The organism is Nocardia sp. NPDC051833 (assembly GCF_040681225.1).
Classification (GTDB): Bacteria; Actinomycetota; Actinomycetes; order Mycobacteriales; family Mycobacteriaceae; genus Nocardia.
In genome coordinates, this window is the sequence record NZ_JBFAYK010000001.1 from 347,792 (window position 1) to 367,986 (window position 20,195).

Below are 20,195 nucleotides of genomic sequence, written 5' to 3' on the forward strand. Positions count from 1 at the left end.
GCCGACACGATGCCCGGCCCGCACCACACGGACCACCATCGTGCGGGATGCTGGAGACACCATGAGCAACGACCAGATCCGGGCAGCCGACGCGGCGCACCCGCCGCGGGCACCCCTGCCCGGCGGTCCGCCCGCCCCGCCCGCGGCCCCGGCCGGGGCCGCCGGGCAACGTCCCCGCGAACACGCCCGGGTGACGCGGTGGCTGCTCATGGCGTGGCGGCTGGTGGTCCGGGTGGCCCAGAAGTGCTGGAACAACTCGATCTTCGCCAAATCGGCGGCCGCCGCCTTCTGGCAGACGCTCTCGCTCGCGCCGCTGCTGCTCGGCCTGCTCGGCAGCCTCGGCTACGTGGGCGGGCTCTTCGGCCCCGACACGGTGCAGATCGTGGAATCCAAGATCATCGCGTTCAGCCGGGAGTTCTTCAGTCCGTCGGTCGTCTCCGACCTGATCGAACCCACCGTCGACGACGTGCTCGGCCGCGGGCGCGGCGCGGTGGTGTCGGTGGGCTTCGTGCTGTCGCTGTGGGCCGGGTCCTCGGCGATGGCGACCTTCGTCGACGCGATCGTGGAGGCCCACGATCAGCAGGACGCCCGGCATCCGGTCTGGCAGCGGATCTTCGCGCTGCTGCTGTACGTGCAGTTCCTGGTGGCGGCGGTGCTGATCCTGCCGGTGATCGCGCTCGGACCCACCCGGATCGGCCGGGTGCTGCCCGACACCTGGCGCGAACCCGGCCTGCGCCTGATCGACACGTTCTACTACCCGATCGTCGGGTTGCTGCTGATCGTCGGGCTGACCACGCTCTACAAGCTGGCGCTGCACCGATCGCTGCCCTGGCACCGGCTCTTCGGCGGCGCGCTGGTGGCGGGGGTGTTCTTCCTGGCCGCCAGCGACCTGCTGCGCCGGTATCTGGCCTGGATCACCGCCACCGGGGTGAGCTACGGCGCGCTGGCCACGCCGATCGCGTTCCTGCTGTTCACCTATTTCCTCGGCTTCGCGGTGATCCTCGGCGCCGAGTTCAACGCCGCGGTGCAGGAGTTCTGGCCGGCCAGAGCCACCCGGATGGAGCAGGTCAAGGAGTGGCTCAGCAACCAGGTGCGCGGTGACGACGAACGCGACGAGGCGGCCGACGCCTCGGCGGAGGCATCGACCGCACCGAACGCGGAGCCGGTTCAGTCGCCCTTGCGCAAGCCGTCGTAGACCTTCTTGCAGTCCGGGCAGACCGGCGAACCGGGCTTGGGCGAACGCGTCACCGGGAAGACCTCGCCGCACAGCGCGACGACCATGGTGCCCATCACGGCACTCTCGGCGATCCGGTCCTTCTTCACGTAGTGGAAGAACTTGGGGACGTCGTCGCCGGTCGTCTCGTCGGTCGTGGTTTCCGGGCGTACCAGAGTGTCTGTACTCACGCCTTCCATGATGCCGCATCCCGGGCGCGTACCGCTGACCAGCCGCGTGTGCGTTCGCCGGCGTCGAGTGGAAGACTCGGGGTATGCAGTCCCACGGCGACACCCCCGGCGCCGACGAGCCGACACCGGCCCCGGAGGTGACGATGCCCGCCGCGCCGAGTTCCTCGCGCGGCTATTTCCCCGGCGCCGACGCCAAGCACCCGGTGCTCATCACCGAGGCCGCGCCGTCGCTCGACGACCAGCATCGCGCCCGCGTCCGCCGCTACACGATCATCATGGCCTTCCGCATCCCCTGCCTGATCCTGGCCGCGATCGCCTACAGTGCGTTCGAGAACCCGCTGATCTCGATCCTGATCATCGTGGCCTCGGTGCCGCTGCCCTGGATCGCCGTGCTCATCGCCAACGACCGGCCGCCGCGCAGCAAGGACGAGCCGAGCCGCTGGGACGGCCGGGCCAACCAGATCGCGCTGGACTCACGCCCGCACAAGGCCATCGACGGCTGACGCCCGCGGGCGCCGCACCAGCATCGACATCAGCGCCGCCAGGCCGCACAGCGCGCCGGCGAGGTACCAGGCCAGATCGTAGGAACCCTGCAGGTCGCGGATGAGTCCCGCGCCGGTGGCCGCGATCGCCGCGCCGACCTGATGAGCGGCGAACACCCAGCCGAACGCGATCGGCCCGTCGGCGCCGAACAGCTCCCGGCACAGCAGCACGGTCGGGGGGACCGTGGCGATCCAGTCCAGGCCGTAGAAGACCACGAAGACCCACATGCTGGGCTGGGTGTGCGGACCCAGCAGCGAGGGCAGGATCAGCAGCGAGAGCCCGCGCAGCGAGTAGTAGCCGAGCAGCAGGTAGCGCGGATCGACCCGGTCCGAGAGCCAGCCGGAGGCGATCGTGCCCGCCACATCGAAGATCCCGACCAGCGCCAGCAGCCCCGCCGCGGTGGTCGGCGGCATGCCGTGATCGTGGGCCGCGGTCACGAAATGCGTGCCGACCAGGCCGTTGGTCGACGCGCCGCACACCGCGAAACCGCCTGCCAGCAGCCAGAACCCGGGCCTGCGCGCTGCCGAGGCCAGGACCCTCAGCGCCCGGCCCGCGCCCCCGTCGACCGCGACGCGCGTCCCCGCGTCCGAACCCTCCGGCGCTCCGTAGGCCCGCACGCCGACATCGCTCGGGTAGTCCCGCACGAACAGCCACACCAGCGGCACCACGGCCAGCGCGACGCCTGCCACGAGCACCGACGGCAACCGCCAGCCGTGCTCGTGCGCCAGCATCGACACCAGCGGCAGGAACACCAGCTGACCGGTCGCGCCCGCGGCGGTCAGCACGCCGGTGACCAGGCCGCGGCTGCGCACGAACCAGCGGCCGGTGATGGTGGCGACGAACGGCATCGACATCGATCCCACGCCCACGCCGACCAGCAGGCCCCAGGTCGCCACCAGCTGCCAGGCCTCGGTCATGAACACCGTCAGCCCGCTGCCCGCCGCGATCAGCACCAGCGCCGAACACACCACCCGGCGGATGCCGAAGCGGTCCATCAGCGCGGCCGCGAACGGCGAGATCACGCCGTAGAGCAGCATGTTCAGGGAGACGGCGGCCGAGATCGTCGCGTGCGACCAGCCGAACTCGGCGTGCAGCGGGTCGATCAGGACGCTGGGCACCGAGCGGAAGGCGGCGGCGCCGAGCAAGGCGACGAAGCCGACGCCCGCCACGATCCACGCGGGATGCGGGGCGCGACGACGCCGGGTGGTCACCGGCGCGACGTCGGTCGGCCGATCGATGGCCCCCGCGTCGCCGGGGACGGGCGTGGCGCGGTCGGCCGGGTCGTCGCCGGTGGGCGGCAGGGGCGCGCGGAGATCGGTCACCGGAACAGGGTGCCGGAACTTCGCGGCACGAACGAGTGGCCGCGATGACATCTTTCGTCGACATCCTGCCAACTCGCCGCCCGGCGATATCGCGGTCGACAGCGCGCCCGTTGCCGCCTACCGTGCGGACAGGACCTCCGCCCCCGCGCCGACGATCGGTCGGCCGCGCCGGGACCCGATCCACACCGAAACGGAGACAGCATGATTCGCTGGACGTGGGCCTTTCTCGACCGTCCCGCCACCGGTTTCGACGACTGCGTGCGGTTCTGGGCGACGGTCACCGGCTCCACCGTGTCCGAACCCCGTGGCGCGGACGGCGAATTCGTCACCCTGCTGCCCGCCACCGGTCCCGCCTGGCTGAAGATGCAGCGCGTCGGGGACGACGGCGGTATCCACCTCGACCTCGACGTCGACGACATTCCCGCCGCGGTGGCGAGCGCGACCGATCTCGGCGCCCGGGTCGTCACCGTCGAGCGCGACTACACCGTGCTGGAATCGCCCGCCGGACAGACGTTCTGCTTCACCCCGGTTCGCGAGGCCGCCACGCCCGAGGACGCGACCCCACCCCCGGTCGTCGTGTCGACCGCGCCCGACGGCACCGTGACCCGCCTCGATCAGGTCTGCCTGGACTTGTCCCCCGCCGACATCGCGACCGACACCGCCTTCTGGCAGGCGCTGACCGGCTGGACCCACCGGCCGGGCCGCCGTCCGGAATTCTCCCGCCTACGTGGCCCCGACCAGCCGCTGCACTTCCTGCTCCAACGCCTCGACGAGCCGCGCCCCGCCGCCGCCCACCCGGACCTGGCCTCCTCCGATATCACCGCCACCGCGGCCTGGCACGAATCGCTGGGTGCCACCCGGGTCGCGGACGGCGAACGCTGGATTGTGCTGCGCGACCCCGGTTCCGCGCTCTACTGCGTCACCGGCCGCGACCCGTACACCGGCTGAACCACCCGCCGGGACCGCCGCCGTCAACGCCCCGGGCTCCTGCCGGACGACCGATCGACGACCGGACACGATGCGCGAGCGCCAGAGCGAGCCTGGGCGCCGGTGACCTCTACCCCATCGACGGCCAGACATGGTCCGGGACCGGCCCGGTCGCGGCGACGACACCCAGCCCATCGACCACTGGACATGGTCCGCGAACGGCCCGGCAGCGGCGACGGTCGCCAGCCCCATCAACGGCCAGACAGGTCCGGGACCGGCCTGGTGGCGGCCACGACAGCCAGCCCCATCGACCGCCGGACATAGTCCGGGAGTGGCCGGTGGCGGCGACGGTTGCCAGCCCAGCACCGTCGGCACGGGGGCGGCCCCTCCAGCGGTGGGCGCGTGCCGGGCCGCACGACACGCGCCTGTAGCTGGTCGATCCGGGCGCGCGTTGCCCTGGCAGAGTAGGCGGGTGCCTACGAACCCCACGACCACCGGTTCCCTGCTCACCGCCCTGTGCCCGGACCTGCGCACGGCGCTGATCCGGGTGGGCTACGACGCCGACACGCTGGTGGACGCGCTCGGCCCCGACGTGCACGCCGCGCTGGGCCGGTCCGAGCCGGTGCCGGTGCGCCGGGCCGCGCGGGCGGCCGGGGAGCTGGGCACGCTGATCCGGCTGCTGCTGCTCGGTGACGCGCTGCCGGAACGCGAGGTCGCCGCCGCGCTGTCGCCGGTGCGGATCGACGACGCCGTCGCGGCGGGGCTGCTGGCCCGGGACGGCGACGACCTCAGGGCCGCACTGGATCTGCGCCCGCTCGACACCGGCGCGGGCACCCGCTGGATCCTGTCCGACCTCGACGATTCGATGCGCAGGCGCACCCTCACCGAGGACCATGTCCTCGGTGTCGGGCACGCGTCGCTGTCGCTGCTGCGCGCCACACCGACCGAACCGGTGGGCACCCTGCTCGACCTGGGCACCGGCTGCGGTGTGCAGGCCGTGCACGCGGCGAGCTACGCGGGCCGGGTCACCGCCACCGACGTCAACGCGCGAGCGCTGTGGCTGGCCCAGGCCACCGCCGCCCTGAACGAACTCGACATCGAACTGCGGGAAGGGTCCTGGTTCGAACCGGTGGCGGGCCGGAAGTTCGATCAGATCGTGGCCAATCCCCCGTTCGTTGTCGGCCCGGCGCGCATCGAACACACCTATCGCGACTCCGGGCTGGCCCTGGACGGGGCCAGCGAACTGGTGATCGGGCAGGCGCCCGGTCTGCTTGCCCCCGGCGGCACCGCGGCCATGCTCGCCGCCTGGGTCCACGTCGAGGGCCAGGACTGGCGGCAGCGGGTGTCGTCGTGGCTGCCCGCCCACGGCGTCGACGCCTGGGTCGTGCAGCGCGACGTCGCCGATCCGGCGCTCTACGTGGGCACCTGGCTGCGCGACGCGGGCCTGGACCCACGTGACCCGGCCGCCCAGGCCCGCGCGGAGGCGTGGCTGGCGGCGTTCGAGGCCGCCGACGTGGAGGGCATCGGGTTCGGGTTCGTCTACCTGCACGCCATCGACGGACCGACCGAGCTGATGGCCGAGGACCTCACCCACGGCTTCGACGATCCGCTCGGTGACGAGGCGCCCGCCTACTTCGCGCGCTCGGCGTGGCTGCGCGCGGTGGCCGCCGACGACACCCTCGCCTTGACCTCCCGCTTCGCGCCGAGCCCGGCCACCGCCCTGGAGCGGGTGTATCTGCCCGGTGAGCACGGCTGGGCCGAGCAGGTCGCGCGGCTGCATCGCGGCGACGGTCCGCGCTGGCAGCACGAGGTCGACGAGTCGACGGTGGCCCTGGTCGCGGGAATGCGACCGGATGGTCTGCCGTTGTACGAACTGCTCGAACTGCTGGCCCTCGCCGAGGGCGCCGACGAGGTGACCCCGGAGTTCGCCGCCCAGGCACTCGGCGTCGTGGCCGGTCTGGTGCGCCACGGATTGGTCCGACCCGTGTAAGCCGCCCGGTGGTGGGCCGAGTTCCGGGCACGGTGCTCTTCTCAGGAACTTCTCAGCCGTACCGGTGGGAACCCGCAGCTCAGAGCGGTTTATCACCGGCACGATCGGGAACTTTCTCTAAGTCGGGTCCGTTGATCGGAGTGAGACACCACCGACAGGAGGCAAGTCATGACAAGCCCCGCCACTACTCGTGTGCGCCCCAGCGAGTCCGATATCGACGCCCAGAGCCCGGCCGCCGACCTGGTACGCGTGTACCTGAACGGAATCGGCCGCACGGCACTGCTCACGGCGGCCGACGAGGTCGAGTTGGCCAAGCGTATCGAGGCGGGCCTGTATGCCCAGCACCTGCTCGAGACCGGTAAGCGGTTATCGGCGACCCGCAAGCGTGATCTGGCGATTCTGGTCCGCGAAGGGCAGGCCGCCCGCTCGCATCTGCTCGAGGCCAACCTGCGCCTGGTCGTCTCGCTGGCCAAGCGCTACACCGGCCGCGGCATGCCGCTGCTCGACCTGATCCAGGAGGGCAACCTCGGACTGATCCGCGCGATGGAGAAGTTCGACTACGCCAAGGGCTTCAAGTTCTCCACCTACGCCACCTGGTGGATCCGCCAGGCCATCACCCGCGGTATGGCCGACCAGAGCCGCACCATCCGGCTCCCCGTGCACCTGGTCGAGCAGGTCAACAAGCTCGCCAGGATCAAGCGTGAGCTGCACCAGCAGCTCGGTCGCGAGGCCACCGACGCCGAACTCGCCAACGAGTCGGGCATCCCGGTGGAGAAGATCGCCGACCTGCTCGACCACAGCCGCGACCCGGTCAGCCTGGACATGCCGGTCGGCAACGACGAGGAAGCCCCGCTGGGCGACTTCATCGAGGACTCCGAGGCCACCTCCGCCGAGAGCGCGGTCATCGCCGGCCTGCTGCACCACGACGTGCGCAGCGTCCTGGCCACCCTCGACGAGCGCGAGCAGCAGGTCATCCGCCTGCGCTTCGGCCTCGACGACGGTCAGCCCCGCACCCTGGACCAGATCGGCAAGCTGTTCGGTCTGTCCCGCGAGCGGGTCCGCCAGATCGAGCGCGAGGTCATGTCCAAGCTGCGCAAGGGCGAGCGCGCCGACCGGCTGCGCGCCTACGCCAGCTGATCCCGAGAACCCGACGGCCCCGCGGGGTCGTCTGCCGAAACGCCGACCGGTGTCCGCGACCTCACCCCTCCGGGGTCGCGAGCCGGTCGGCGTTGTTCGTCGGGGACCCGCTCAGGCCAGCCTGCGCGGACCGGTGTCGAAGCGGCTCGGTTCCGGGCCGATCCGGGCCCTGGCGTAGATGATCTCGGCCGATGACGGTGCCGCGAGCACCGGATCGCAGGACAGCTCGCGCATCTGCGGGATGTCGTCGAACAGGGCCGAGATGCGCTGCGCCAGCTCGGCCAGGGCCGCCTTGTCGACGGCCGGCCCGGCCTGACCCCCGGACAGCAGCGGCGCGGCCCGTGGCGCCTCGATCAGGGCCACGGATTCCTCCGCGGTGAGCGGCAGCGCGCGGAAGGCACGGTCGCCGAGCAACTCGATGATCAGGCCCGAGAGCCCGAACTCGATGACCGACCCGAACGACGGGTCGTCGGTGACCCGCAGCACGCACCCCATGCCCTTGGTCGCCATCTTCTGCACGTGCAGCAGCGGATCGCCGCAGATCTCCACCAGGTCGGTGTAGGCCTGGCGGACCGCGTCGGGGGTCCACAGGTCCAGGCGCACCCCGAGCAGGTCCGGCCTGCGCCGCCACAGCTCCCCGGTGGCCTTCGCCGCGACCGGATAGCCCAGTTCCTCGGCGGCGGCGACCGCCTGTTCGGCGTCGTGCACCGCCCGGAACTCGACGACGTCGATGCCGTAGCAGCTCAGCAGCCGCACCGTCTCCTCGTCGGTGAGCCAGCGCCCGCCCGATTCCGCCAGCCACCCCGCCACCAGGGCCGACGCGGCCGCGGTGTCGATGCCGGGCGGCCGCACGACCGGGGAGACCGGCCGGTCCCGCCAGCGGGCGTAACGCTCGGCCCTGGCCAGTGCCCTGGCCGCGCGTTCCGGGTCCGGATACGAGGGGATGGATCCTCTGGCCGGCGCGCCACCGGTCGTGCGGACCGCGAGCAGCTTCGGAATGCCCGACTCGGCGACGAAGGTGGTCAGCACCGGCTTGTCCTTGCCGGGCGCCGAGGCGGCCGCGGCCCGGAGCGCGTCGGCGAAGCCGGTCATCGGCACCGGCACCGGCGGGGCGACGACGACGATCACCGCGTCGACCTCGTCGCTGCGCAGCGCGGCCTGCACCGCTTCCCGATAGTCGGCGGGGGTAGCCTCTGGCCCCAGATCCACCGGTCCGTCGACCGGTGCGCTGGCGGCCCGCTCGGTCGGCCGCGCGCTGGGACCGCGATCCAGCGCCGTGGCGGGCCGGTGCACGCGCAGGCCCTCGCTGTGCGCGGCGTCGATGGCCAGCCAGTTCAGCGCGGCGCTGTTGCCTACGACCGCCACCCGTGGCCCGCGCGGCAACGGCTGACTGGCCAGCAGCGCGGCGCAGTCGAACAGCTCCGAGATGGAGTCGACCTGGATGATCCCGGCCTGGGCGAACAGGTCGCGCACCACCGTGCGATCCATATCGGCGCCCGCCGCGAGGCGGCCGCTGCTCACCGCCACGATCGGCTTGCCGCGCGCCACCCGCCGGGCCAGCCTGGAGAACTTGCGCGGATTACCGAAGCTCTCCAGGTACAGCAGGATCACCTCGGTATCGGCGGCGGTGTCCCAGAACTGCAGCAGATCGTTGCCGGAGACATCGGCGCGGTTGCCCGCCGACACGAACGTCGACAGGCCGAGATTGCGGGCCGCCGCCTCGCCGAGGATCGCCGCGCCCAGCGGGCCGGACTGGCAGAAGAACCCGATCCGCCCGCGCTCGGGCAGCACCGGGGCCAGGGTGGCGTTGAGCCCGACTGCCGGGTCGGTGTTGGCGATGCCGAGCGCGCTGGGACCGACCACCCGCATGCCGTGGCCGCGGGCCGCGGCGACCAGCTCGTGTTCGGCGGCCAGGCCCTCGGGTCCGGTCTCGCCGAAACCCGCCGTCAGCACCACCAGGCCCTTGACCCCCTTGGCCATGCAGTCGTCGAGCACCGACCCGATCGCGGCCGGTGGTACCGCGACGACCGCCAGGTCCACTTCGTCGGGGATCTCGCGCACCGTGGCGTAGGCGCGCACCCCACGCACCGAGCGCCGGTGCGGGTTCACCGGGAACACCGGGCCGCTGAAGCCGCCGGCGAGCAGGTTCGCCAGTACCGCGCCGCCGACCCGGGTGGCCTCCGGCGACGCGCCGATCACGGCCACCGAGCCCGGCGCGAGCAGGTTGCCGACGCTGCGCGCCTCCGAGGCGGCCTCGCGCGAATCCCGCACGGTGCGCAGCGCTTCGGTGGGGTCGATCGCGAATTCCAGATGCACCTCGGCGCCGTCGCGACTGCGCTGCAGCTGATAGCCGGCATCGCGGAAGACGGTGATCATCGCCTCGTTCTCGGCGAGCACCTCCGCGACGAAGGCCACCACCTCGTTCTCGGCCGCCGCCCCCGCCAGGTGCTCGAGCAGCACCGAGCCGAGCCCGCGGCCCTGGTGCTCGTCGGCGACCACGAACGCGACCTCGGCGGCGCGCGGGCCCTGCCGGTCGAGCAGCTCGTAGCGGGCGACGCCGATTATCGCGTCCCCGAGCAGGGCGACCAGTCCCACCCGGTCGCGGTAGTCCACGTGGGTGGTGCGGTACATGTCCTTGGGCGAGATCCGCGGGTACGGACCGAAATAGCGCAGATACCGGGTGCGATCCGACAGCGCGGCGTGGAACACGGCCAGCGCGGGCGCGTCGGCGGGCACGATCGGGCGCACCCGGACCACGCCGCCGTCGGAGGCGAGCACGTCGCCGTACCAGTGCTGGGGTGGCGCAGGCGGATTCGCGGGCGTATCGGGGGTGTCGGGGAGCAGCGGCTCAGTCACGAGGATCCTCCGGGTCGAGCCCGAGCAGGGCGAAACTCGCCCGCCGGGTGGCCGTGATGGCGGTATCGATGGCCCGTTGGGCGCGGATCTGGCCGGCGTCACCGAGCTCGGGGGTGCCACCGGGACCGTCCCAGGGCCGGTAGGCGGTGTCGCCACCGTCACCCATGCTGGTCGGCGGCTGGACCCGGGGTGCGGCGGCGCGCACCTGCTCGATCCAGTCGGCCGGGACCGGGGTCTCCGGTGCCAGCGGCCGGTCCAGGGCCGCGGCGAGCAGATGCGTCCAGGCCCGGGGCACCACCCGGACCACCCCGTATCCGCCGCCGCCGATGGCCAGCCAGCGCCCCTCGGCATACGTGTCGGCCAGATCACGCATCGCCAGGAAGGCCGCGCGCTGACCGTCCACGGTGAGCTCGAGATCGGCCAGCGGGTCCTCCCGATGGGTGTCGACGCCGCACTGGCTGACGATGATCTGCGGCCGGAACGCGGCCACCGCGCCGGGCACCACCGCGTGGAATCCGCGCAGCCACTGGGCATCCCGGGTGCCGGGCAGCAGCGGCAGGTTGATCGAGGTGCCCTCGGCCGCCCCGATGCCGGTCTCGGTGGGCCAGCCGGTGTTGGGCCACAACGTCGCCGGGTGCTGGTGCAGCGAGATCGTCAGCACCCGCGGATCGGCGTAGAAGGCGCGTTGCACGCCGTCGCCGTGATGGACGTCGACGTCGAGGTAGGCGATGCGGTCGAAGCCGTGATCGAGCAGCCACGAGATCGCGATCGCGGCATCGTTGTAGATGCAGAAGCCCGCCGCCGCGTCGGGCATGGCGTGATGCATGCCACCACCGATGCTCACCGCCCGCCGGGTCCGCCCGGCCGCGATCTCCCCGGCGGCGGCGAGCGTTCCGCCCACGATGACCGACGCCGCCTCGTGCATGCGTGGGAAGATGGGATTGTCGGCGGTTCCCAAGCCGTACACCGTGTCCTCGGGCGTCGGTGGGCCGTCCCCGGCCCGCCGCACCGCCTCGATATAGGCGCTGCTGTGCACCCGCAACAGGTCCGCCTGGGTGGCCGTGGCCGGCGCCAACGGCTCGACACCGTCGAGCACGCCCAGACTTTCGGCCAGCGACATGGTGAACTGCAGACGCGCCGGTTTCATCGGGTGCTCCGGACTCCAGGTGTAGCCGAGGAATCGCTCGGTCCACACGACGGTCCCGGGCTCTTCGCTGCGCGGCGGCGTGACCATGCTCGCCACGCTAGTCGGAAGCAGCGACCCCCGTGACGCGTTGACATGCAGTAGAAATAGGGCCGCCGGTCCGGCGGGCGGACGGGCGTTCGCGCGTGGGTAGAATTCGTGCCGACGAAGGGGTAACAGGTGAAGGATCTGGTCGACACCACGGAGATGTATCTCCGTACCATCTACGACCTCGAGGAAGAGGGCGTGGTGCCGCTGCGGGCGCGTATCGCCGAACGGCTCGAGCAGAGTGGTCCGACGGTGAGCCAGACGGTCGCGCGGATGGAACGCGACGGCCTCCTGCTGGTCGCGGGTGACCGCCACCTCGAGCTGACCGACAAGGGCCGCGCCATGGCGGTCGCGGTGATGCGCAAGCACCGGCTCGCCGAGCGGTTGCTGGTCGACATCATCGGCCTCGACTGGCAGAACGTGCACGCCGAGGCGTGCCGCTGGGAGCACGTGATGAGCGAGGAGGTGGAACGGCGTCTGATCGAGGTGCTCAACCACCCGACCACCTCGCCCTACGGCAATCCCATCCCCGGGCTGGACGAGCTCGGCCTCGGCGATACCCCCGCTGCCGAGGAGACGCTCGTGCGGCTGTCCGACCTGCCCAACGGCGCGCTGCACGCCGTCGTGGTGCGCAGGCTGGCCGAGCACATCCAGACCGACCCGGAGGTCATCGGCAGGCTGCGCGAGGCGGGTGTAGTGCCCGACGCGCGCGTCACCGTCGAGACCAAGCCGGGTGCGGTGCTGATCACGGTGCCGGGGCACAGTGGTTTCGAACTGTCCGAAGAGATGGCGCACGCCGTCCAGGTGAGGCTGGTCTGATACGTGAAACTTCTGGTCACCGGCGGCGCCGGCTACGTGGGTGGCGTCTGCGCCGCCGTCCTGCTCGAGGCCGGCAACGAGGTGGTCGTCGTCGACGACCTCTCGACCGGTAACGCCGACGGTGTCCCCGCCGGCGCCCGCTTCGTCCAGGGTGACATCGCCGTCGCGGCACCGGAGTTGCTGCGCGCCGAATCCTTCGACGGCGTCCTGCATTTCGCGGCGCAGTCGCTCGTCGGCGAGTCGGTGGAGCAGCCGGAGAAGTACTGGCAGGGCAATGTCGTCAAGACACTGACCCTGCTCGAGGCGATCCGCGAGACCGGCACCCCGCGCCTGGTGTTCTCCTCCACCGCCGCGACCTACGGCGAACCGGATCAGGTGCCGATCACCGAGGCCGCGCCGACCCGCCCCACCAACCCCTACGGTGCGAGCAAACTGGCCATCGACCACGCCATCACCTCCTACGCGGTGGCGCACGGTCTGGCCGCGACGAGCCTGCGCTACTTCAACGTGGCAGGCGCCTACGCCGGTCTCGGTGAGAACCGAGTCGTGGAAACACATCTGATCCCCCTCGTGTTGCAGGTGGCGCTGGGCCACCGCAAGGCCATCTCCGTCTACGGCACCGACTGGCCGACGCCGGACGGCACGTGCGTGCGGGACTACATCCACATCCGCGACCTGGCGCAGGCGCATCTGCTCGCCCTGGCCTCGTCGCAGCCGGGCAGCCACCGGATCCTCAATCTCGGCTCGGGCACCGGTTTCTCGGTGCGCGAGGTGATCTCGGCGTGCGAGCGGGTGACCGGCCTGCCGATCGAGGCGATCGACGCGCCGCGCCGCGCGGGCGATCCGGCGGTCCTCATCGCCTCCAGCGACCGGGCGATCGCCGAGCTGGGCTGGCAGCCTGCGCACAACGATCTCGACGAGATCGTCTCCGACGCCTGGGAATTCCTGCGTTCGCTCGGTGACAAGGCGCACAGCGCGCGCTGAGTTCCGCCGATCGCCGGTGTCATGACCGGAGTGGGCCGATGTCGACCCCCAGATCGGCCGCGATCTGGTGACCGCAGTGCGCGAGTTTGCGGAGCCGTTCCGGCCGCAAACCGCTCTGCAACGAGGTCTCCAGCAGCACGGCCATCGGGTGGGTCGCGTCGGCGTCCACCGCGGCGGCGAGGGCGACCCCGGCGAACGGGCCGTCCCCGCGCAGGTAGGCGCTGAATCCCAGCAGCGCGGCGGCTTCGGCGCGATCGGCGCCGGGGGTGGCCCGGGCCAGCTGGGCCCACAGCTGCTCGGCGGCCTCGGCGTGATCGCCCAGCGCCAGCCCGTACATCGCGTCCCGGATCGGCCGGTCGCGCAGCGTGGCGGCCAGCTGCGCGAGTTCGCGATCGGCGCGCGGCGCCCCCGAGGCGGCGTCGGCGATCTGCCACAGCACCCATTCCAGCGCCCGGCGCTGATAGGCCACCGCGTGCCCGGCGCGGGACGCGGCGGACAGGCCACCGCGATAGCGCGCGACCGCGGGTCCGAGCCGGGTCTGCACCCGGGCGCGCAGGTGGCGGTCGGGCCGGACCAGGGCGGTCAGTTCGGTGCGGGAGCCGCGGATCTGCCTGCCGTCGAGGACGTGCGAGAGCGCCACCATCGACGACGCCGGATCCCCGACGACCCCGCCCGCGCCGCGCTGGAACAGGTCCCGGAACCGCGCCCCCGCCACGATCGCGGGCACCGACCACGCCCCGCACACGACGATGCCCTCGTCACCGAGCGCTTCGAGCAGCGATGCCGCCCGCAGCGCCTGCATCACCCCGGTCCCGGCCTCGTCGACGAAGACCGCCAGCACCCCGGCGGCGTGCTCACGCAGGCAGATCGACCCGACACAGGTGGTGAACTGGCCGATCCGGTGCGGATCGGCCAGTGCGTCCAGATCGAACCGCACCACCGCCTCGATCGCCGTGGCACCGCCCCGGCCCGCACCCTGCAGGACGGCGACGACCAGCGAGCGTTCGGGGACGAAGCCGAGCATGGCGGGCAGGGCGGCGATGAGCTCGCCGGGATCGTCCACCCGCAGCGGCGGCTGTGGCAGGCGCGCGGGATAGCCGGGGGTGGATTCGGCGCAGGTGAGCGCCCGGGGAAAGGGTCCGGAGCGGGTGGCCCGGCGGGTGGAGTTCGTCGAAGGTGTCATGGCTCCACCGTGCCCGGGGCCGTCGTCGGCGCCGGACAGCCGACCTGGGCATTCCGCCGCCCTGTTGACGGCGTCGCGGCTGTGGAGCGATCCCGGTCCCGGCGTCGCGCCCGGACCGGACTTGTCACCCCCGCGTGCTAGGCCTCGCGCACCCGGCGCACGGCGGTCGCGAACATCTCCGCGACGGCCTGGTCGTCCGGCTGCCCCGCGCCGAAAGTCATCGACGTCACCGTGATCCGCACATCGCCGACCTGCCCGATCGAGGTCTGCATCGTCTGGGTCAGCCCTGGCCCACCGACATCGGGAACAACGGTGCGCCGCAACGACACCGCGTCGTCGGCGCCCGCCGGGACGGCGGTGCCGAGCACGGTCGAGACGGTCGATTCCGCGCCCGCCCGGCTGACCCGGATCTGCTCGCACCCGGCGAGCCGGTCGCGCAGGCGCGCGGCCGCCTCGGTGGTGCGCGACAGTTCGACGGTGAGTGTGGCCCGGCTCGCGTCGTCGTTGCCGACTGCGACCGCGGCCGGTTCGCCGCCCGGCCCGGGGTCCGGTGGCGTGCATCGCGACGGGCTGACGGTGGCCGCGGCCCCGACCCCGTCCAGATCGCCCGCCGCCGCGGCCGCGGCCTGCGGCGGCAGCACCACGGCCGGATACCGGGCCGGGAACTGCTGCGCGGTGGGCAGCAGATCGGCGAGCGCGCCGTCGACGTGCCGGACCGCCATCGCGCTCTGGGCGACCGGCGTGCCGCTGATGCTCTCGCCACACCCGGTCAGCGCGAGCCCGGCGACCGCCACCGCGCAGACGAGGGTCCGGCGCCGCTGCCCGGGGCGCCGGACCGGATCGCCGTGGTGGGCCGGTGTCGTTTCCGCCACGTTCACCCCTCCCACTGTGCCGCACCGGGCCGGTCGGGGCGTGATCGCCACGCCGCGCGGGAATGTCGAGGCAGCGGTGGCTGTTGTGTAGCAGGACGAGCCGTCCTCCGGCCGTGTGCGACGCTTCTGCTCGCGTGGGGGACAATGGAGAACGCCTCCCCCGCCGCGAGCGTTGGTGGACCGCGCAGGAAGGAGTACGCGATGGATGACCAGTCGCACATGTACGAGCTGGAGTTCCCGGCACCGCAGCTGTCGTCGGACGACGGTGCGGGCCCCGTGCTGGTGCACGGGCTGGAAGGTTTCACCGACGCCGGTCACGCCGTGCGCCTGGCGACCACCCATCTGCGCGAGAGCCTGGAATCCGAGCTCGTCGCCTCCTTCGACGTCGACGAGCTGCTCGATTACCGCTCGCGGCGTCCGCTGATGACGTTCAAGACCGATCACTTCGCCGAGTACGCCGAGCCCGAGCTGAACCTGTGGGCGCTGCGCGACACCGCGGGCACCCCGTTCCTGCTGCTGGCGGGCCTGGAGCCGGATCTGCGCTGGGAGAAGTTCACCACCGCGGTGCGGCTGCTGGCCGAGCAGCTCGGTGTGCGCCGCACGATCGGGCTGTCCGCGATCCCGATGGCGATTCCGCACACCCGGCCGCTGGGTGTCACCGCGCATTCCTCGGACCGTTCGCTGATCGGTGACCACCAGCGCTGGCCCGGTGAGCTGCAGGTGCCCGGCAGCGCGTCCTCGCTGCTCGAGTTCCGGATGGCCCAGCACGGCCACGAGTCGCTCGGGTTCTCCGTGCACGTGCCGCACTACCTGGCCCAGACCGACTACCCGGAAGCCGCCCAGACGCTGCTGGAGAACGTCGCCGACAGCGCCGGCCTCGAACTGCCGCTCACCGCGCTGGGCGAGGCGGCCGCGCGCGTGCGCGAGCAGGTCGCCGAGCACATCGCGGGCAACGAGGAGGTGGAGACGGTCGTGACGGCGCTGGAACGCCAGTACGACAGTTTCGTGACCGCCCAGGAGAGCCAGTCCAGCCTGCTGGCCGGCGACGGTGAACTGCCCAGCGGCGAGGAGCTCGGCGCCGAGTTCGAGCGCTTCCTCGCCGAGCAGGGCGGTTACGGCGACAACGCCCGCGACAGCGAGGACTGACCCGCCGGGCCGTGCTGACGGGGGCCACGCCCATCCTGCCCACTAGGGTGGTCGGAGTGGATCTGACCGACCTGCTCGAAATCCCCGGGACCGACGCCGACGCGCTCTACGAGTCGTTCGCGGCGTGGGCCGCCGAGCAGGGCACCCCCCTGTATCCGGCGCAGGACGAGGCGCTGATGGAGCTGGCGTCGGGGTCCAACGTGATCCTGGCGACGCCGACCGGCTCGGGCAAGTCCCTGGTCGCGGTCGGCGCGCACCTGTTCGCGATGGCCAACGGGCAGCGCAGCTACTACACCGCGCCGATCAAGGCGCTGGTCAGCGAGAAGTTCTTCGCACTGTGCGAGGTGTTCGGCGCGGCGAACGTCGGCATGGTCACCGGCGACGCGGCGGTCAACGCCGACGCCCCGATCATCTGCGCGACGGCGGAGATCCTGGCGAACCTGGCGTTGCGCGAGGGCCCCGACGCCGAGGTCGGCCAGATCGTGATGGACGAGTTCCACTTCTACGCCGATCCCGATCGCGGCTGGGCCTGGCAGGTCCCGATCATCGAGCTGCCGCGCGCGCAGTTCCTGCTGATGTCGGCGACCCTGGGCGAGGTCGACTTCTTCGCCGAGGATCTCGAACGCCGCACCGGCCGCTCCACGGCGGTGGTCGCGGGCACCGAACGCCCTGTCCCCCTGACGTTCTCCTACGTGCGCACCCCCATCACCGAGACGCTCGAAGAACTGGTCACCACCCATCAGGCGCCGGTGTACGTCGTGCACTTCACCCAGGCCGCAGCGCTGGAACGCGCGCAGGCGCTGACCAGCGTGAACTTCGCCACTCGCGCCGAGAAGGACGCGATCGCCGCCGCCATCGGCGAGTTCCGGTTCGCCGCCGGTTTCGGCAAGACCCTCTCGCGGCTGATCCGGCACGGCATCGGCGTGCATCACGCCGGCATGCTGCCCAAGTACCGCAGGCTGGTGGAGAAGCTCGCCCAGGACGGCCTGCTGAAGGTGGTGTGCGGCACCGACACCCTCGGCGTCGGCATCAACGTGCCGATCCGCACGGTGCTGCTGACCGGGCTCACCAAGTTCGACGGCGTCCGCACCCGCAGGCTCAAAGCCCGTGAGTTCCATCAGATCGCGGGCCGCGCCGGCCGCGCCGGCTTCGACACCATGGGCACCGTCGTCGTCCAGGCGCCCGAGCACGAGGTGGAGAACGCGCGCCTGATCGCCAAGGCGGGCGACGACCCGAAGAAGCAGCGAAAGGTGCAGCGCCGCAAGCCACCCGAGGGTTTCGTCTCGTGGAGCGAGGAGACCTTCGACCGGCTCGTCGCCGCGCAGCCCGAGCCGATGGTGTCGCGCTTCGCGGTGACCAACGCCCTGCTGCTCAACGTGATCGCCCGGCCCGGCAACTGCTTCGACGCCATGCGCCACCTGCTCGAGGACAACCACGAGCCGCGGCCCGCCCAGCGCAAGCACATCCTGCGCGCGATCCGGCTCTACCGCGCGCTGCGCGATGCCGGTGTGGTGCAACAGCTCACCGAACCCGACGCCAAGGGCCGGATGGCCCGGCTCACCGTCGACCTGCAGCGTGACTTCGCTCTCGATCAGCCGCTCTCGCCGTTCGCGCTGGCCGCCTTCGAACTGCTCGATCGCGAAAGCCCCACCTACACACTCGATGTCGTCTCGCTGATCGAGGCGACCCTGGAGGACCCCCGCCAGCTGCTGATGGCCCAGCAGCACAAGGCGCGCGGCGCCGCGGTGGCCGAGATGAAGGCCGACGGTATCGAATACGAGGAGCGCATGGAGCTCCTGGAAGAGGTCACCTGGCCCAAACCGCTGGCCGAGCTGATCGAGCCCGCGTTCGAGACCTACCGGGCCGGGCATCCCTGGGTCTCGGAGTTCGCGCCGTCGCCGAAGTCGGTGGTGCGCGACATGATCGAGCGCGCGATGACCTTCGCCGAGCTGATCTCGTTCTACGAGCTGGCCCGTTCCGAGGGCGTGGTGCTGCGCTATCTCGCCGACGCCTACCGCGCGCTGCGCCGCACGGTGCCCGACGCGGCGCGCACCGAGGAGCTCGACGACCTCGTCGAATGGCTGGGCGAGCTGATCCGCCAGGTGGATTCGAGCCTGCTCGACGAATGGGAGCAGCTCACCAACCCCGGCGCGGAGAACGACGCCGAGCAGGTCGCGTTCGGCGCGGAGTCGGTGCGCCCGATCTCGGCCAACGAGCGCGCCTTCCGGGTGATGGTGCGCAACGCCATGTTCCGCCGGGTCGAACTGGCCTCTCGACAGCGCTGGTACGACCTCGACGAACTGAGCCCCGGCCCCGACTGGGCCGAGGACTTCGCCCCCTATTTCGACGAGTACGCCACGATCGGCACCGGCCCCGACGCCCGCGGCCCGCAGCTGTTCCAGGTGGAGCAGCGGCCGGGTTTCTGGAACGTACGCCAGGTGCTCGACGACCCCGCCGGGGACCACGGCTGGGCGCTGACGGCCATCGTCGATCTGGAGGAGTCCGACGCCGCGGGCGAGGTCGTGTTCGACGAGGTCACGGTGTCAGCGGGCTGAGTGATACCCGTTCACTATCGTCGAAAATGACGAATGTTTGACGGATTCGTTGTTGGGTAGGCGCCGCTGATAGTCTCTCCCGGCCGCCGACCGAAAGTTCAACTATGCCCGAATCCCCGTACCTTGTCATCTACCCCGAACGGGTACGTGCCAATTACCGAACTCTCGCAGCCGCCGTGTCGGCGCGGCGCAGCCGGGGCACCCGGATCAGGTACGCGGTGAAAGCGGCACCGGTCGACGAGTTGCTGACCCTGCTCGACGCCGAGGGCGCCGAGTTCGACGTGGCCAGCATCGGCGAGATCGACCAGGCGCTGCGCCTGGGGATCGACGCGGGCAAGCTCTGCTACGGCAACCCCATCAAGAAGAGCGCCCACATCGCGCGCGCCTTCGCCCTGGGGGTGCGCCGCTACGCCTTCGACACCGAGGACGATCTGCTGCGCATCGCCGAGCACGCCCCCGGCGCGGAGGTCGAGTGCCGGTTCCTGTCCTCGGCGCCGGAGTCGCGCACCCCCTTCGGCACCAAGTTCGGCTGCGCGCCGAGCGAGGCGCTGCGGCTGCTGGTGCGCGCCCGCGATCTGGGCCTGGTGGTGGGCGGCCCGTACTTCCACGTCGGCTCCCAGCAGCTCGATCCGGCCGCCTGGCGGATCGGCATCCGGCAGGCCGGTGAGATCGTGACCGCGTTGGCGGACAAGGACATTCACGTCGCCGCGGTCAACGTGGGCGGCGGCCTGCCGATCTCCTACGTCGACGCGGCCCCCGAACTCGACGCGATCGCGGCCGCCATGACCGCGGCCGCCGCCGAGTTCCTGCCCGAGTCCACCGGCCTGGTCGTCGAACCCGGCCGCGCGCTGGTGGGCAACGCGGGCACCATTCACGCCGAGGTCGTCGGCGTGCGATTCGCGCCGGATGGCCGGCGCTGGGTGTATCTCGACATCGGCCGGTACAACGGTATGGCCGAGACGGAGAACGAGTACATCGCCTACCGGTTCGTCACCGATCGCGACGGCGATCCGGTGGATGAGGCGGTGGTCGCGGGTCCGACCTGCGACGGCGACGATGTACTGTATCAACGCACGAAGGTCCTTCTGCCGACCACGTTGCGAGCCGGTGATCAGATCCAGATCCTCGACACCGGCGCCTATACCGCGAGTTATTCGTCGGTGTCCTTCAATGGTTTTCCGCCCTTGACCGTTCATGTCTCGGGCGCTGAGCGAGAGTGAGTTTGC

16 protein-coding genes are annotated in these 20,195 nt (G+C 71.7%); 10 read left to right on the forward strand and 6 right to left on the reverse strand.

The annotated features are described in order from the left end of the window. Positions 1 to 208: 208 nt before the first annotated feature. On the forward strand, positions 209 to 1,195 hold the full coding sequence (locus AB0L91_RS01660; RefSeq protein WP_365011137.1) for a YihY/virulence factor BrkB family protein: 987 nt from the start codon (positions 209 to 211) through the stop codon (positions 1,193 to 1,195). Here AB0L91_RS01660 and AB0L91_RS01665 read toward each other — a convergent pair. After that, positions 1,168 to 1,404: a DUF3039 domain-containing protein gene (locus tag AB0L91_RS01665; RefSeq protein ID WP_355277558.1), complete on the reverse strand. Its 237-nt coding sequence runs from the start codon at positions 1,402 to 1,404 to the stop codon at positions 1,168 to 1,170. The genes AB0L91_RS01660 and AB0L91_RS01665 overlap by 28 nt on opposite strands. Positions 1,405 to 1,547: 143 nt before the next feature. On the opposite strand from AB0L91_RS01665, the gene AB0L91_RS01670 reads away from it, so the two are divergent. Then, a complete protein-coding gene (locus AB0L91_RS01670; protein ID WP_357345707.1) occupies positions 1,548 to 1,907 on the forward strand; it encodes a DUF3099 domain-containing protein in 360 nt (119 codons plus the stop codon). On the opposite strand, the gene AB0L91_RS01675 is transcribed toward AB0L91_RS01670, so the two are convergent. Next, positions 1,878 to 3,269: an MFS transporter gene (locus AB0L91_RS01675; RefSeq protein WP_365006870.1), complete on the reverse strand. Its 1,392-nt coding sequence runs from the start codon at positions 3,267 to 3,269 to the stop codon at positions 1,878 to 1,880. The genes AB0L91_RS01670 and AB0L91_RS01675 overlap by 30 nt on opposite strands. A 201-nt stretch (positions 3,270 to 3,470) precedes the next feature. On the opposite strand from AB0L91_RS01675, the gene AB0L91_RS01680 reads away from it, so the two are divergent. The 3 genes from AB0L91_RS01680 (at position 3,471) to AB0L91_RS01690 (ending at position 7,323) form a co-directional block, all read left to right on the forward strand. Then, positions 3,471 to 4,217, forward strand: coding sequence for a VOC family protein (locus AB0L91_RS01680; RefSeq protein ID WP_365006871.1), 747 nt, complete (start codon positions 3,471 to 3,473; stop codon positions 4,215 to 4,217). 451 nt (positions 4,218 to 4,668) lie between these two features. Further along, complete coding sequence (locus AB0L91_RS01685; protein ID WP_365006872.1) at positions 4,669 to 6,186, forward strand: methyltransferase; 1,518 nt, start codon at positions 4,669 to 4,671, stop codon at positions 6,184 to 6,186. Between the two features lie 168 nt (positions 6,187 to 6,354). Beyond that, positions 6,355 to 7,323, forward strand: a complete 969-nt coding sequence (locus tag AB0L91_RS01690; RefSeq protein ID WP_022566390.1) for a sigma-70 family RNA polymerase sigma factor — start codon at positions 6,355 to 6,357, stop codon at positions 7,321 to 7,323. 111 nt (positions 7,324 to 7,434) lie between these two features. Here AB0L91_RS01690 and AB0L91_RS01695 read toward each other — a convergent pair whose 3' ends face one another. Both AB0L91_RS01695 and AB0L91_RS01700 read right to left on the reverse strand, forming a co-directional pair. After that, positions 7,435 to 10,179, reverse strand: a complete 2,745-nt coding sequence (locus tag AB0L91_RS01695; protein ID WP_365006873.1) for a GNAT family N-acetyltransferase — start codon at positions 10,177 to 10,179, stop codon at positions 7,435 to 7,437. Then, on the reverse strand, positions 10,172 to 11,413 hold the full coding sequence (locus AB0L91_RS01700; protein ID WP_365006874.1) for an acetoin utilization protein AcuC: 1,242 nt from the start codon (positions 11,411 to 11,413) through the stop codon (positions 10,172 to 10,174). Before AB0L91_RS01700 ends, AB0L91_RS01695 begins: the two co-directional genes overlap by 8 nt. A 129-nt stretch (positions 11,414 to 11,542) precedes the next feature. Here AB0L91_RS01700 and AB0L91_RS01705 point away from each other — a divergent pair, with 129 nt between their 5' ends. Together AB0L91_RS01705 and galE are read left to right on the forward strand one after the other, a co-directional pair. Next, positions 11,543 to 12,229 (forward strand): metal-dependent transcriptional regulator, encoded by a 687-nt coding sequence (locus tag AB0L91_RS01705; protein WP_355277572.1) that lies wholly within the window; start codon positions 11,543 to 11,545, stop codon positions 12,227 to 12,229. Between the two features lie 3 nt (positions 12,230 to 12,232). After that, positions 12,233 to 13,213, forward strand: a complete 981-nt coding sequence (gene galE / locus AB0L91_RS01710; RefSeq protein ID WP_365006875.1) for a UDP-glucose 4-epimerase GalE — start codon at positions 12,233 to 12,235, stop codon at positions 13,211 to 13,213. Between the two features lie 19 nt (positions 13,214 to 13,232). Here the strand turns inward: galE and AB0L91_RS01715 are convergent, their stop codons facing one another. Continuing rightward, positions 13,233 to 14,396 carry a DUF4192 domain-containing protein gene (locus AB0L91_RS01715; protein WP_365006876.1) on the reverse strand — a complete coding sequence of 388 codons (1,164 nt, stop codon included), beginning with the start codon at positions 14,394 to 14,396 and terminating at the stop codon, positions 13,233 to 13,235. 137 nt (positions 14,397 to 14,533) lie between these two features. Beyond that, positions 14,534 to 15,274 (reverse strand): sensor domain-containing protein, encoded by a 741-nt coding sequence (locus AB0L91_RS01720; protein WP_365006877.1) that lies wholly within the window; start codon positions 15,272 to 15,274, stop codon positions 14,534 to 14,536. Positions 15,275 to 15,469: 195 nt separating this feature from the next. Between AB0L91_RS01720 and AB0L91_RS01725 the strand changes: the two genes are divergently transcribed. The 3 genes from AB0L91_RS01725 (at position 15,470) to AB0L91_RS01735 (ending at position 20,189) form a co-directional block, all read left to right on the forward strand. After that, the gene (locus AB0L91_RS01725) at positions 15,470 to 16,414 is read left to right on the forward strand and encodes a PAC2 family protein (protein WP_355277582.1); all 945 of its coding nucleotides are present in this window, start codon (positions 15,470 to 15,472) and stop codon (positions 16,412 to 16,414) included. Positions 16,415 to 16,470: 56 nt separating this feature from the next. Then, positions 16,471 to 18,969: a DUF3516 domain-containing protein gene (locus AB0L91_RS01730; RefSeq protein ID WP_365006878.1), complete on the forward strand. Its 2,499-nt coding sequence runs from the start codon at positions 16,471 to 16,473 to the stop codon at positions 18,967 to 18,969. Positions 18,970 to 19,073: 104 nt separating this feature from the next. Further along, positions 19,074 to 20,189 (forward strand): type III PLP-dependent enzyme, encoded by a 1,116-nt coding sequence (locus tag AB0L91_RS01735; protein ID WP_365006879.1) that lies wholly within the window; start codon positions 19,074 to 19,076, stop codon positions 20,187 to 20,189. Positions 20,190 to 20,195: the final 6 nt, after the last annotated feature.

Coding starts and splice junctions, on each gene's coding strand:
- AB0L91_RS01735 (WP_365006879.1), top strand. CDS start 19,074: ATGCCCGAATCCCCGTACCTTGTCATCTACCCCGAACGGGTACGTGCC.
- AB0L91_RS01725 (WP_355277582.1), top strand. CDS start 15,470: ATGGATGACCAGTCGCACATGTACGAGCTGGAGTTCCCGGCACCGCAG.
- AB0L91_RS01680 (WP_365006871.1), top strand. CDS start 3,471: ATGATTCGCTGGACGTGGGCCTTTCTCGACCGTCCCGCCACCGGTTTC.
- AB0L91_RS01670 (WP_357345707.1), top strand. CDS start 1,548: ATGCCCGCCGCGCCGAGTTCCTCGCGCGGCTATTTCCCCGGCGCCGAC.
- AB0L91_RS01715 (WP_365006876.1), bottom strand. CDS start 14,396: ATGACACCTTCGACGAACTCCACCCGCCGGGCCACCCGCTCCGGACCC.
- AB0L91_RS01690 (WP_022566390.1), top strand. CDS start 6,355: ATGACAAGCCCCGCCACTACTCGTGTGCGCCCCAGCGAGTCCGATATC.
- AB0L91_RS01700 (WP_365006874.1), bottom strand. CDS start 11,413: ATGGTCACGCCGCCGCGCAGCGAAGAGCCCGGGACCGTCGTGTGGACC.
- AB0L91_RS01660 (WP_365011137.1), top strand. CDS start 209: ATGGCGTGGCGGCTGGTGGTCCGGGTGGCCCAGAAGTGCTGGAACAAC.